This is a genomic window from Pedobacter sp. CFBP9032 (assembly GCF_034045265.1).
Taxonomy (GTDB): domain Bacteria; phylum Bacteroidota; class Bacteroidia; order Sphingobacteriales; family Sphingobacteriaceae; genus Pedobacter.
Map to the genome: position 1 here is coordinate 182,840 of NZ_JAXCWE010000006.1, position 13,593 is coordinate 196,432.

Consider the following 13,593-nt stretch of genomic DNA (forward strand, 5'->3'; position numbering starts at 1 on the left):
TTAAAATACAGACCTAAACTGTAGTATCCCTATTTTAACTAACCAAAGAAACGGTTTTTTCAGTTTTAAGAGTGGTGTATAATATAAAAGTTATAACAGTCATTAAGACGTGTATTACCTAACATAAAGCACAAACAAACTATATATCAATACATTAAGGTAAAACGATTTACAAATAGAACTTTGCTGGTAATAAAGCTGAATTTAAAATATGACTTTCATATTTCATTAAGTATAAGATAGATTACCGTACAGAGAAACACAGTATAGAAAAAGGCCGGATCTAGACCCAGCCTTCGTGTAAACTTTTATTTAGCGTTTTGAGATTTTAACGATTGAATCTCTTGTCGCAAGGCATCAATCTGCTGTTGCTGTTCTTTAATACTTCCAACTAATAAAGGGATTAAATTTTCGTAATCAACCTTTGTAAGTGTTGCTGATCGATAAGCATTTTTTCCTGCTGCGTAATCTTTAGCCTGTACCGTTACGATTTCTGGTACCGTCGATTTAGCTTCCGTTCCGATAAAACCGTATTGTTGTTTAGGAGAAATTTTCAATTTTTCTGCCCAGGCCTTATCATAATTAAAACTAACAGGTTGTAATTTAGAAACTGTTTCCAATGAATTGGTAACTGGTTTTACATTATTTTGTGCTACTTCCTGTGCACTAATCTGTAGAGATGCCGCAACTAAAAATGCGGCAAATGTGAATGAAATTGCTCGTTTCATATCCTGATATATTTGAATAAGTTAAAAATGGAAATGCAATCACGTTGACGCGATGCTTATAAACTATTGATATAAATGGTTTACGCTGATGGTGGTGGAGTAAGTACCTCTGGAAAATAAGCAGGGTAAAAAAAATGGTCAGGGATAACCACTTTTTTCTCAGTAATAAATGATGTGCTTACATTTATAACAGATGAGAATTGATTGGTAAAATATTCTGTTTCCACCTTCTTTTCCTCTTTCTCTGTTGCATCATCATTGGTAGATGCATATTCTATTTCAGTTGGTGAGTATTTAATATACGACAAGGCATTGCTCGCTTTTATAAAAAAAGTGGCCGCAATGCAAATGATCAATATATATTTCAAACCCGTAAACTTCATTGCTACAAATATAGGTTGTACAAATTATCTAACAATCTAATTGCGTTAAAGTTCTGTCAGAATTTTATTCATTTCAACAGTAGCGATTTGAATGTCAGCCGCAGAAGTTCTCCAGTTTACGAAGGCTGCACGAATACCTTTCACACCATTATACATAGTCGCCGTTAGGAAAACTTTACCAGTAGCATTCAATCGATGAAGAAATTCGTCGAGGTTATTTTTATCCTTTAATGAAAAGCAAACAGTATTTAATCGCACAGGAGCAAGCATTTCGAATGCCTCGTTACTTTCTATAAACTCAGCAAACAATAAGGCATGATCCACATTGCTTTCTACGATTTGCCGATAGCCCGATTTTCCATAACTCATCAAACTAAACCAAGCTGGTAATGCTTTTAAACGACGGGAGTTTTCAGGCAGGAAGTTGAGGTAGTTAAAGTTCTCGAGCGGATCTCCCAGGTAAGCTGCATTAGCATTTTGAAAGGTTTCCATCTGTAAGCGCTTATGCTTTTCCTTCAAAAAGAACACTGCACTTTCGTAAGGCACATTTAACCATTTATGACAATCAATTGTGATGCTGTCGGCTTGCTCCCAACCCGCTACCAAATGTTGATACTTTGGAGAACAAGCGGCAAAACCACCGAAGGCTGCATCAATATGCCACCAGAAATTATATCTTTCACGCAGTTTTTGAATCGCTAAAAAATCATCAAAGTCAACGGTATTAACCGTTCCTGCGCTGGAAATTAGAATAAAAGGTTCGCCATTGAGTGCAATAATTTTACTTTCCAGATCGACTATATCCAATGCCTCCCGGTTACCGGTCATCACATTAATTTTAACTATATTATTACTACCGATGCCGAGCATAGCGAGTGATTTTATAGCAGATGAATGTGGCGTAGCGGCTAAAACTTTGATTAAACCACTCACACCATCTTTTGCAAAGTCTCTTCCTGATTGTTTACCAATCCATTGTCTGGCAGTACCTAAACAGGTAAAGTTGGAGACAGTGGCGCCGGTTACAAAACCACCAAAAAAACCTTCAGGTAAATTGAAGAGTGATAATAAAAGTTTAATCGTTTCAAATTCTATTGTCGCAGAGATATCTCCATTCCCATTTGCCGATTGTGTATTCTGATCATAAACCGAAGCCAGCCAATCGCCAGCAATGGCAGCTGGTGTGGTCCCGCCTGTTACAAAGCCCCAATATCTTGGTCCTGATGAGGCAACTATTGCAGGCTCAAAATGCTCATTAAAATATTGAAGTGCACCCAATGTACCCAAACCTTCATCACTAAAGGTAACTGTAAGATCAGGGTTTATTTTTCCCGTAGTTGGTCTGTTATGGAGTTGACTTAAATAACCTGAACTTTGCTTTTGCACCTGGTTAAGAATTTCATCAAGCCGCACTAAATCCTTATCTAAGTGATTCATTTTCAATTTATCTTAGCAACCTAAAAAAGTTTAATTTATAGCAACTCTAGAAAATAGCTTTTGCAATTTGCTTTGTTTGTTCTGGCCTGCCCATGGTATAAAAATGCAATACAGGTGCACCAAAATCCATTAGTTCTTTACACTGTTTAATCATCGCCGCTGTTCCAATTTCTTTTGCCTCGGCATTGCTTTTCGCATGAGATAAAGCCTCGCTCAATTCATCTGGTAAATCTATATGGAAAATTTTAGGCAATACGTTTAACTGCGTTAAGGTGCTAATCGGTTTTAACCCTGGAATAATCGGCACATTGATATCATTCTCTCTACATTTTCTTACAAAATCAAAATACTTCTGATTATCAAAAAACATTTGAGTAACAATAAATTCTGCCCCCATATCTACCTTTCTCTTTAAATATTTAAAGTCGGCGTTTAAGTTCGGTGCTTCAAAATGCTTTTCAGGATATCCGGCTACACCGATGCAAAAATCGCTTTTGAAGGTTTCAATATCTTCATGCAAAAATTTGCCTTCATTATGATTTTTAATATGCTGGATCAAATCAGTAGCATAACAATGTCCGCCTTTTGTAGGGATGAAAGACTGGTCTGCTGAACGTGCATCACCTCTTAAGGCCAATACATTATCAATGCCTAAAAACTGCAAATCGATTAATGCATTTTCGGTTTCCTCTTTGGTAAAACCACCACAAATTAAATGTGGCACTGCATCAATTTTATATTTGTGTATAATGGCCGCACAAATGGCAATGGTACCTGGGCGTTTACGGTAAGAAACCTTTTGCAATAAACCGTTTTCCTGCTCTTTATAGATATAATCTTCACGTAAGGAAGTCACATCAATAAAGGGTGGCTCAAATTCCAGCAAAGGATCAATGGCATCGTAAATCCACTGAATACTCTGCCCTTTAATTGGCGGTAGCAGTTCAAAAGAGAATAAGGTTTTACCCTTGGCGTTTTTTATATGATTGGTTATTTTCATTTTTAGTACTCAGTATATAGTATCTAGTATCAAGATCAAATGCATAGACTTCAATGTGAACAAATAATTATTTCAATACTTAGTTCAGAAAATCCTGACTAAATACCTAAACTTCGTTGTAGATCACTGCTCATTTTCTGAAGTTCATTGATTTTGATTATTGTATCTTCGTATATAGGTTTTTTATATATCCAAATTCATAGGCTAATATTATTTGTGTTTCCAATTCAAAAGCAGAGCCTAAACCAATACTTAAAGATTGATTAAATTCTTTATGAGATTTTCTACCACACCCTTCGGCAATATTTGATGGTACAGATATAGCACAACGTGTTAATTGGGAGGTTAGCGAATATCTTTCTTCAGCAGGAAAGGATCTGGTAAGTTAAAAAACCAATTTAGAGATCTCAATTCCCATTTTCCAAACTTTATCTCTCTGAAATTATGCATCCTGTCTAACTACTTTATACTAACTACCTGATACTAAACACCTCTTTTAATACGCCAAATTCGGACTCAGCCACCTTTCCACTTCTTCAATCGACATCCCTTTACGTACCGCATAATCCTCTATCTGATCTTTTGTAATTTTTCCCAGACCGAAATACCTGGATTCGGGATGTGCAAAGTAAAATCCGCTCACTGCTGCTGTTGGATACATGGCATAACTTTCGGTTAAACGCAAGCCAATTTGATTTTCAGCATCCAGCAATTCAAATAAAGTACCTTTTTCAGTGTGCTCCGGGCAAGCTGGGTAACCAGGTGCAGGACGAATCCCTGCGTATTCTTCTTTAATTAATTCGGTATTTGAAAGATTTTCATCTTTGGCGTATCCCCAATATTCTTTACGGACCCGCTCATGCATACGTTCGGCAAATGCCTCAGCCAAACGATCGGCGAGGGCTTTTGCCATAATGCTGTTGTAATCGTCATGGTTTGATTCAAATTCTTCTACTAAAGCGTCGATTCCAATACCTGTTGTAACCGCAAAACCACCAAAATAATCCTGAATTCCCGTTTCCTTCGGTGCAATAAAATCCGACAAGGCATAATAAGGTTGCCCATCCACTTTTTCTGCCTGTTGGCGAAGCGTGTGTATAGTAACTAGTGCTGAGTCTTGAGTCGCTAGTCTTGAGTCGTTAGTCGCTAGTCTGGTGTCGCTGTTCTGACTTCCGCCTTCTGACTCCAGACTCCGGACTTCCAGTTCAATATCATCACCAACTGCATTTGCTGGCCAGAAACCAATCACGCCCCTAGCGGTCAGTAATTTTTCATCAAGAATCCGTTTTAATAACGCTTGTGCATCGTCAAAGAGTTTTTTAGCCTCACCACCAACGTTTTTATCATCAAAGATTTTTGGATAGCTTCCACGCAATTCCCAGGTGTGGAAAAAAGGTGTCCAATCAATGTAAGGCACCAGTTCTTCCAGTGGATAATTATCAAACACCCGCGTTCCCGTAAATTCCGGTACAGGAAGATCTGGTTTAAAATCAATCTTAAATTTATTTTCGCGTGCCTGTTCAATTGTTTTAAAACGCTTATCAGAACGCTTATTTAAATGTGCCTCACGGGCTTTATCATATTCTGCTCTGATACCAGCCACATATTCATCCTTCGTTTCCGGATTCATTAAAGTGCTGCAAACCGTTACGCTTCTGGAGGCATCTAATACATGGATGGCAGGACCAGAATAGTTTGGTGCCACCTTAACAGCCGCATGAATCCTTGAGGTTGTAGCGCCGCCTATAATTAATGGAATGGTAAAATTCTCGCGTTCCATTTCTTTGGCAAAGTGAACCATTTCATCAAGAGACGGTGTGATTAATCCACTTAAGCCAATAATATCTGCATTGATTTCTTTGGCTTTTTTAATGATTTCCTGCGCCGGAACCATCACGCCCATATCTACAATTTCGAAGTTATTACACGCTAAAACTACGCCTACAATATTTTTACCGATGTCATGTACATCTCCTTTTACGGTAGCCATCAGCACTCTTCCTGCTGATGAACTCTGATTCTGATCGGGATTATCTAATTTCTCCTGTTCTATAAATGGCAATAAGTAAGCTACAGCCTTTTTCATTACTCTGGCCGATTTCACCACCTGGGGCAGGAACATTTTCCCAGCGCCAAATAAATCACCCACAATATTCATCCCATCCATTAAAGGTCCTTCAATTACCTGGATTGGGCGGGCATATTTTTGACGGGCTTCTTCCACGTCATCGTCCAGATATTCTACAATTCCTTTAACTAAAGAGTGAGATAAACGTTCCTCAACAGATCCCTTTCTCCATTCTTCATCCTTTACAATTTCTTTACCCTTAGATTTTACGGTATCAGCATACTCTACTAAACGCTCAGTAGCATCATCCCGTCTATTCAAAAGTACATCTTCTACCCTTTCTAAAAGTTCTGGTGGAATTTCCTGATAAACCTCCAGCATCCCGGCATTTACAATCCCCATATCCAAACCAGCCTGAATAGCATGGTAAAGAAAGGCAGAGTGCATCGCTTCCCGAACAGTATTGTTCCCTCTAAATGAGAAAGAGATGTTGGAAACGCCGCCACTTACTTTTGCATGTGGCAGGTTTTCCTTAATCCACCGGGTGGCATTAATAAAATCAACCGCATAATTATTATGCTCTTCCAATCCGGTGGCTACCGTTAAAATATTAGGGTCAAAAATGATATCCTCTGCCGGAAATCCAATTTCGTGCACCAAAATATCATAACTTCTTTTACAGATTTCTTTTCTCCGCTCGTAGTTATCAGCCTGACCTTGTTCATCAAAGGCCATCACTACTACTGCAGCACCATATTGCATAATCTTTCTGGCGCTTTCCCGAAATTTATCTTCTCCTTCTTTTAAGGAAATCGAATTCACAATTCCTTTTCCCTGCAAACATTTCAAGCCATTTTCAATAACCGACCATTTTGAGGAATCGACCATGATGGGCAACTTTGCAATGTCTGGTTCAGAAGCGATGAGGTTTAGAAACTTAGTCATGGCGGCTTCAGAATCAAGCATTCCCTCATCCATGTTCACGTCAATCACCTGTGCGCCACCTTCCACCTGTTGCAAGGCTACGGCAAGCGCAGCTTCATAATCACCCCCCAAAATCAGTTTTGAAAATTTAGGCGAACCAGTAATGTTGGTCCGCTCTCCAATGTTTACAAAAATGCTTTCTGGTGTAATGGTTACAGGTTCAAGACCACTTAAACGCATAAACGGTTGTATTTCCGGAATTTTTCTTGGCGATGCTTTTCGCGCATTTGCGGCTATACAGCCAATATGATCGGGTGTGGTACCACAACAACCGCCTACAATATTTACGAAACCAGAAGCAATAAAATCATCAACCAAATGAGCGGTTTCATGCGGCTGCTCATCATATGCTCCAAATTCATTTGGCAAACCTGCATTTGGATAAGCCGAAACATAACATCCTGCTTTTGCAGCCAGTTCCTCAATATGCGGACGCATTTCTTTCGCACCCAACGCACAATTAAAACCAATACTTAATGGCTTCGCATGCATTACCGAGTTTAAAAAAGCCTCTGCCGTTTGTCCTGATAAAGTTCTACCCGAAGCATCGGTAATGGTTCCGGAAATCATGATTTCCAGTTTACGCCCAATTACTTCTTCATATTTTTTAATGGCAACAATGGCCACTTTTGCATTCAGGGTATCAAAAATAGTTTCAATCAGCAATACGTCAGATCCACCATCTACCAAACCGCGTACCTGTTCATAGTAAGCAGTTTCCAATTCATCAAAGTAAACCGCCCGGTAACCTGGATCATTTACATTAGGAGACATGGAAAGAGTTCTATTCGTTGGACCAATCGCACCGGCAACGAAACATTTACGATCTGGATTAGCCGCCATAAATTCATCAGCAGCTTCTTTTGCTACCTTCGCACCTTCGTAACTGAGTTCATAAGAAAGATCTTCCATCTGGTAATCAGCCATAGAAATTCTTTGCGTGCTAAAGGTATTGGTCTCAATGATATCTGCGCCAGCGGCCAGGTACTCGAGATGAATGGCTTTAATAATATCCGGACGAGTAATGTTAAGCAAATCATTGTTGCCTTTTACGTCACATGGGTGATCTTTGAACCGTTCTCCTCTAAAATCCTCTTCGGTAAGTGTATAACGTTGAATCATAGTGCCCATTGCACCGTCGATTACTAAAATCCGTTTTTCTAATTCTGCTCTTATGCTCATTGTTGTTTAGTAGCAATTAGTTAGTATCACCTATCAAGATATGCTTGATGAACGACCTAACCTCAGATATAAGCAAAAAGTATGAATTATCTTTCTGATACTTGACACTTTATACCTGATATTTAAAAAGCTTATTCAAAAAAGTTGGCACATGGATAGTACTTCCTTAACTTATCTTTCTCCCGGCTAACCGAGATTAGAATGTAGCACCTTGTTGGCACAGGTTGCTAAGACTTCGTTGGGTCTAATCCCTCCGTCTTTCTTAATAAGCATACAAAAATGCAACAAAGCAACATCATTTCCAAAATTTATCGCTTCGCTGCCAAATAAAATTACAAAGGCCATGCAAATATGCACAGCCTTTAAAATAATGTTCTGCAATTAACCTGAAACCATACAAAAGCAATGGTTAAGGGTTTTTAGTAAATTATCTTCTGCTACCAAAAAGACGCAATAGCGAAACAAATAAATTAATAAATGTAATATAAAGCGACAAAGCACCCATTATTGCTAATTTTTTGCTGTCGGCCAATGCAATTTCATTTCCGCTTTCATCCAAACCTTCGCCAATTCTTTTAATTTCCTGAACCTTGTAAGCAGTAAGCGCTGTAAAAATAGCCACGCCAACAAAGCCTAAAATATAGTTTAAAGTATCGCTACCGATAAAGAAGTTAATCAAACTTACCACCACTAATCCAATTACACCAGCCATCAGAATCGGTCCGAATTTACTCAAATCCACATCTGTTGTATATCCCATTATGGCCATAACAGCAAAAATTATCGCAGCTGCAACGAAGCATATGGCGATAGATGCCGAGGTATAAATTAGGAGAATAAAGCCTAGCATAACGCCAGTAAGCAAAGAGTATAACAGAAATATGCCCACTAATGCAGGAAATGATAACCTTTGCATTGCGGCGCCCATGATCATTACTAAACCCAGTGGCGCGAAAATGGCGATGTATCCAAATATGGTAAATCCTTTTTCAGCTACTAAGTAAGATAAGATTCCCGGAGAATTTGCTAATACAAATGCAGAAACGCTTGAAACGATTAACGCAACGAACATCCATAAGAATACGCTGGCAAAGAATTTTTTAGACACTGAGTTTTCCTGTACGAAAACACTATTGCCCTGATATTGATAATTTTGTTGTTCCATTTTTATTTGTGTATTTAAATGATTTTAAAAATAATACTTTAATTCAGTCTTTTTGTCAGCATTTCTTCAACTTTCTTAAAGAACTGTAGTGGTTTTAAGGTACGCCAGGGCAGGTTATCGAAAGCACCACCAAAGTTGATGTAATAATCGATGTTGTTATCTTTAAATTCCCTGATTACATGTTCCTGAAAGTTTACCCCAACAATCCAGCCATCTTCTACTTCCTGAAACCACTCTTCATAATAACTGTCATCTGAGGAATGAAAATTCAGCACATTTTCACCAATTAAAATGAACTTGTTAATTCCTTCATCCATCATCAACTCCAGAATATCGCGCTTAAGCAACATAATATCATTATTAATGGCGTCGTTCCACTCGCCAATAAATTCTATAATGGCATAACTGTGGTCATAATCGGCATATAATACTTTCATATATAAAGTATTCGAACCAAACTCATCCCATTGTGGGTGAAGCAAAAAATTATAGATCTGCTTATCAAAGTATAACTCAGAATATTCGGTATTATAAAATGGCGAACGCTCATCTTCTGCAGAAATATAATCATCTCTCCACTGGTAATACGGCTCTATCTCGTGCATGCTCTTTTTTATAATTATTGAGTGATTGGATTTTGAATGATTGAATGCTAAAATTACTTTCAAATTCAATCATTCCATCATTCTCTCATTCTAACATTCTCTCATTCTAACATTTCTCAGTGTCCTGCTTCTACCGCTTTACGCACGCTGCCATGTTTGCTCAATAAATCTGCAGCAATATCATAGCTAACATTTAACTCATCAGCTACCATTTGCGTACCGCGATCAACAAGTTTATGATTAGTTAACTGCATATCTACCATTTTGTTTCCTACCACACGTCCCAATTGAACCATAACCGTGGTACTCAGCATATTTAAAACTAACTTTTGTGCCGTTCCGGATTTCATTCTGGTAGAACCGGTAACAAATTCCGGACCTACCACTACTTCTACCGGAAAATCAGATTCGGCGGCAATTGGTCCCCCGGCATTACAAACAATACAACCTGTTAAAATACCATGTTTACGTGCAGTATTTAAGCCACCAATTACATAAGGCGTAGTGCCCGAAGCAGCCAAACCCACCAGGCAATCTTTTTCGTTGATATTAAATTCCTGCAAATCTTTCCAGGCCTGTACAGCATCATCTTCAGCAAATTCTACAGCTTTTCTAATTGCGGTATCGCCACCGGCAATAATTCCAACTACCCAATCGAACGGAACGCCATAGGTTGGTGGACATTCAGATGCATCAACTACACCTAAACGGCCGCTGGTACCTGCACCAATGTAAAAAAGGCGACCACCTTTTTTCATCCTTTCGGCTACTGCCGAAGTTAGTTTTTCTATCTGAGGCAAAGATTTTTCAACAGCAAAGGCAACAGTTTTATCTTCATTATTGATCCTCTGCAAAACTTCCATTACCGACATTTCATCAATGTGGCTATAGTTTGATTCCTGCTCGGTAACTCTATTCATATATTTATTTTTGATAAAATTCGGTAAATCTTTTCTAAAATCTATCCTAAAAATTTAAAAATATAGATCATCATATCAGGAGGCCTGCTTTTAACTGTTAATTTATGTGAAATATTATAAACAAAAGACAAGAAATTGCAGTTAAAAATATATCAACCCGCTTATTTTCATAAATTTGCATAACGCCAATGAAAAAGAATACCCAAAAAAACATACTAATTGCCATAAGCTATTCTGTGATCCTGATAGTAGGCATGTATTTGGGTATTAGGTTTATTAAAAGTCAAGGATTTGGCGTAACCAGAAGGCCTGAGCTGGCAAGTAATAACAACGAAAAGCTTGAAGAAATTCTACACATCATTAACAAAAACTATGTTGATGAAATTAACACTGATTCATTTCAAAATTTGCCAATTGACAGTGTTTTACATCAATTAGATCCCCATAGTGTTTATTTGCCTCCTGCAGATGCACAAGATATGACCGATAATCTGGAAGGAAACTTTGAGGGGGTTGGTATAGAATATTATATGCTTAATGATACCATGATGGTAACGGGTGTAGTAAAAGACGGGCCAGCTTACCAGGCAGGTATTAAACTGGGTGATAAAATTTTAACCATTGATACCACCATGGTAAGTGGCAGAAATTTACCCAAGGAAAAATTAACAGGAAGATTTAGAGGAAAAGCTGGCAGTGGAGTTGGGGTAACTTTGCTACGCAGCGGTACGCAGGTACAAAGCCGGTTAATGGTTACCCGCGGTAAAGTGAACATTAGCAGCATCGATGCTTCATACATGATTAATGCCGAAACCGGTTATGTCCGGATTAGTAAATTCGGTGCCAATACCGATATTGATTTCGGTGCGGCAGCTGCTAATTTAAAAGCGAGGGGTATGAAAAAACTGATTTTAGACTTGCGCGATAATGGTGGCGGCTATTTTTCTGCGGCCACAGGTCTGGCCGATCAGTTTTTACCTGAGAACAAATTAATTGTTTATACACAAGGGAAACATGAACCTAGAACAGATTATTTCTCTACCGGAACAGGTGCCTTTCAAAATGGAAAGCTAGCCATATTAATTAATGAAAATACAGCTTCTGCAAGTGAGATCGTAGCCGGAGCGATTCAGGATTTAGGTCGTGGTATTATTGTAGGCCGCCGCTCCTTTGGTAAAGGCCTGGTACAAGAGCAATTTGCGTTTGGCGATGGTTCTGCACTCAACTTAACTATTGCCAGGTATTATACGCCATCTGGAAGAAGCATTCAGAAATCATACAAGAAAGGTTATGATGCTTATAAACATGAGTTGGATGAACGCATGAGTGATGGAGAATTAACCGGCGACCGGAGTTCTTTTCAAGATTCGATAGAAAAAAATGAAGGCGTAAATCTTCAGCAACATAAACGTGCGAAAACTACCGGAGGTATCCAACCTGATGTATTTGTAAAGTTAGATACTACCGGATATAATAAATTTTACGCCGGCCTGGTAAGTAAAAAGGTATTGTCAGATTATGTTTTTAATGTTTTAACCAGCCGCTACAGCGCCAGCTTTGTGGAACAGAATATTAATTATTTCAATTTAGGAGATAATGACTTCAAAGATTTCATCGGTTATATTCAGCGTAAAAATGTTACGATAGACCGACTACAACTTTATAGCTCAAAAACAGTAATTTTAAATGATTTGAAAGCATTATTATGTCGTTATTACCTTGGTGATGTTGGTTACTACCGCTCTGTAAATCAAAATGATAACGCGATTAAACAAGCGTTGGTAAATTTGCAATAGGTAGCATCAATTTCCTTGAGCTAAGTTCTTCTATCCAAAAAAATTTACTTCATTCAAAACCTTCATATTTAATATTGAGTTTAAATCTTTATCAGTTCAATATTTATCAGATGATTGAAACAGACCGCTTAATTTTAAAACCACTTCATCATAATCAGCTTTTAAAATACATTCATGATGATCACTCCCTCGAAGAAGAATTTGGACTTTTGCCAACCAAAAAAAGTATAGCCCCCGGACTGCAGAAAGCATTGTTGGAAAGCACATTACCTTGCGTTTCAGATCAGGACAGGAACTATTGCTATAAAACTTTATGGATCATCATTTCTAAAGCTGATAACAAAATTGTGGGTGATATATCTTTTGTTGGCGAACCCGATCAGCAAGGAGAAATTGAAATTGGATACGGCACTTATGAAGCTTTTCGGGGCAGAGGTTTTATGATGGAAGCGATTGGCAGAATAATAAACTGGGCAAAAGAACAAGCAAATGTACAAGCCATTTTTGCCACTACTGCGAAAGAAAATATTGCTTCCTATACTATTTTAGAAAAGAATAATTTTGTACATATAGGAGATGTAGATGATATGCTTAGCTGGAAACTTCAATTGAAGTAAGCTGAATATATTCGACTTTTAGCCTCTGTTAATTCGATCACTATACTTTACTTGCGGATCATGATATTACGCCAGTTCAATTTCAAATAAACTTAAACTGATGCCTTCATAATGCTTGGGTAAACCTTCCGTTTTTTCCATGCTGGCTATGCCCACATATTCAAAACCGCAACTGGTATAATAGTCCAATAGTTTTTCATTATCAGCCCAGGTATCCATACGGATGTATTTTAGCTGGTTTTCTACTGCATAACTTTTAGCCCAGGTAATAATTTGCTTCACAAATGAGCGGCCTCTAAAATGGGGATGAGTTACAATGCGATGAATATAAATAGCATCATGATCGCGATCGCCCCAAATGAGGAAATCGTTTAAAGTTACGGCGAAAACACAGGCCACTTCGCCATCAACCAGAATTTTGTACTGGCGATTTTCTGCTATTTCAGTTTCCACCAATTCTTTACTGAAACCTTGCCAATGTTTATTGAAAACTTTTTTCTGATGGGCGATAGCCATATCGTAGAATTTGAAAATGGTATCAAAATCTACTGGTTGACTATTTATTACTTGTAACTGCATGCTGCAAAAGTAAGTAGAATCTTCAAATGCAAGGATTATTTTAGTCATCGGATAAATATTGGTACCCTTTTATCCGATGACTATTCCGTATGGATTTCGACTTTATACCTTCAGCCTTCTACCCTACAC

The 13,593-nt window shown here is 38.1% G+C and carries 11 protein-coding genes, 1 pseudogene and 1 riboswitch; of the genes and pseudogenes, 2 read left to right on the forward strand and 10 right to left on the reverse strand.

The window, feature by feature from the left end:
* Positions 1 to 308 precede the first annotated feature (308 nt).
* From SOM16_RS13320 to murQ, 9 genes and pseudogenes are all read right to left on the reverse strand, one after another.
* The gene (locus SOM16_RS13320; RefSeq protein ID WP_320464494.1) at positions 309 to 728 is read right to left on the reverse strand and encodes a tail fiber domain-containing protein; all 420 of its coding nucleotides are present in this window, start codon (positions 726 to 728) and stop codon (positions 309 to 311) included.
* 80 nt (positions 729 to 808) lie between these two features.
* Complete coding sequence (locus SOM16_RS13325; RefSeq protein ID WP_320464495.1) at positions 809 to 1,111, reverse strand: hypothetical protein; 303 nt, start codon at positions 1,109 to 1,111, stop codon at positions 809 to 811.
* A 45-nt stretch (positions 1,112 to 1,156) separates the two neighbouring features.
* Entirely contained in the window at positions 1,157 to 2,548 is a 1,392-nt protein-coding gene (locus tag SOM16_RS13330; RefSeq protein WP_320464496.1) for a pyridoxal phosphate-dependent decarboxylase family protein, read from the reverse strand.
* Positions 2,549 to 2,594: 46 nt separating this feature from the next.
* Positions 2,595 to 3,548: a methylenetetrahydrofolate reductase gene (locus SOM16_RS13335; protein ID WP_320464497.1), complete on the reverse strand. Its 954-nt coding sequence runs from the start codon at positions 3,546 to 3,548 to the stop codon at positions 2,595 to 2,597.
* A 157-nt stretch (positions 3,549 to 3,705) separates the two neighbouring features.
* Positions 3,706 to 3,873, reverse strand: a pseudogene (locus tag SOM16_RS13340) (four helix bundle protein); the annotation flags it as partial.
* Positions 3,874 to 4,044: 171 nt separating this feature from the next.
* Positions 4,045 to 7,782 carry a methionine synthase gene (gene metH, locus SOM16_RS13345; protein WP_320464498.1) on the reverse strand — a complete coding sequence of 1,246 codons (3,738 nt, stop codon included), beginning with the start codon at positions 7,780 to 7,782 and terminating at the stop codon, positions 4,045 to 4,047.
* Positions 7,783 to 7,950: 168 nt separating this feature from the next.
* Positions 7,951 to 8,054: riboswitch (SAM riboswitch) on the reverse strand.
* 155 nt (positions 8,055 to 8,209) lie between these two features.
* The gene (locus SOM16_RS13350) at positions 8,210 to 8,947 is read right to left on the reverse strand and encodes a Bax inhibitor-1/YccA family protein (RefSeq protein WP_320464499.1); all 738 of its coding nucleotides are present in this window, start codon (positions 8,945 to 8,947) and stop codon (positions 8,210 to 8,212) included.
* 38 nt (positions 8,948 to 8,985) lie between these two features.
* Positions 8,986 to 9,552: a hypothetical protein gene (locus SOM16_RS13355; protein WP_132533822.1), complete on the reverse strand. Its 567-nt coding sequence runs from the start codon at positions 9,550 to 9,552 to the stop codon at positions 8,986 to 8,988.
* Between the two features lie 116 nt (positions 9,553 to 9,668).
* A complete protein-coding gene (gene murQ / locus SOM16_RS13360; RefSeq protein WP_320464500.1) occupies positions 9,669 to 10,472 on the reverse strand; it encodes an N-acetylmuramic acid 6-phosphate etherase in 804 nt (267 codons plus the stop codon).
* 188 nt (positions 10,473 to 10,660) lie between these two features.
* Here murQ and SOM16_RS13365 point away from each other — a divergent pair, with 188 nt between their 5' ends.
* The gene (locus SOM16_RS13365; protein ID WP_320464501.1) at positions 10,661 to 12,268 is read left to right on the forward strand and encodes a S41 family peptidase; all 1,608 of its coding nucleotides are present in this window, start codon (positions 10,661 to 10,663) and stop codon (positions 12,266 to 12,268) included.
* Between the two features lie 74 nt (positions 12,269 to 12,342).
* Entirely contained in the window at positions 12,343 to 12,885 is a 543-nt protein-coding gene (locus SOM16_RS13370; protein ID WP_320464502.1) for a GNAT family N-acetyltransferase, read from the forward strand.
* Positions 12,886 to 12,951: 66 nt separating this feature from the next.
* On the opposite strand, the gene SOM16_RS13375 is transcribed toward SOM16_RS13370, so the two are convergent.
* The gene (locus tag SOM16_RS13375; RefSeq protein WP_320464503.1) at positions 12,952 to 13,512 is read right to left on the reverse strand and encodes a GNAT family N-acetyltransferase; all 561 of its coding nucleotides are present in this window, start codon (positions 13,510 to 13,512) and stop codon (positions 12,952 to 12,954) included.
* Between the last annotated feature and the right edge of the window lie 81 nt (positions 13,513 to 13,593).

Bases quoted from the DNA above. Each gene is read 5' to 3' on its own strand.
- SOM16_RS13365 (WP_320464501.1), top strand. From the start codon at position 10,661: ATGAAAAAGAATACCCAAAAAAACATACTAATTGCCATAAGCTATTCT.
- SOM16_RS13325 (WP_320464495.1), bottom strand. From the start codon at position 1,111: ATGAAGTTTACGGGTTTGAAATATATATTGATCATTTGCATTGCGGCC.
- SOM16_RS13335 (WP_320464497.1), bottom strand. From the start codon at position 3,548: ATGAAAATAACCAATCATATAAAAAACGCCAAGGGTAAAACCTTATTC.
- SOM16_RS13330 (WP_320464496.1), bottom strand. From the start codon at position 2,548: ATGAATCACTTAGATAAGGATTTAGTGCGGCTTGATGAAATTCTTAAC.
- murQ (WP_320464500.1), bottom strand. From the start codon at position 10,472: ATGAATAGAGTTACCGAGCAGGAATCAAACTATAGCCACATTGATGAA.
- SOM16_RS13355 (WP_132533822.1), bottom strand. From the start codon at position 9,552: ATGCACGAGATAGAGCCGTATTACCAGTGGAGAGATGATTATATTTCT.
- SOM16_RS13320 (WP_320464494.1), bottom strand. From the start codon at position 728: ATGAAACGAGCAATTTCATTCACATTTGCCGCATTTTTAGTTGCGGCA.
- SOM16_RS13350 (WP_320464499.1), bottom strand. From the start codon at position 8,947: ATGGAACAACAAAATTATCAATATCAGGGCAATAGTGTTTTCGTACAG.
- SOM16_RS13375 (WP_320464503.1), bottom strand. From the start codon at position 13,512: ATGACTAAAATAATCCTTGCATTTGAAGATTCTACTTACTTTTGCAGC.
- metH (WP_320464498.1), bottom strand. From the start codon at position 7,782: ATGAGCATAAGAGCAGAATTAGAAAAACGGATTTTAGTAATCGACGGT.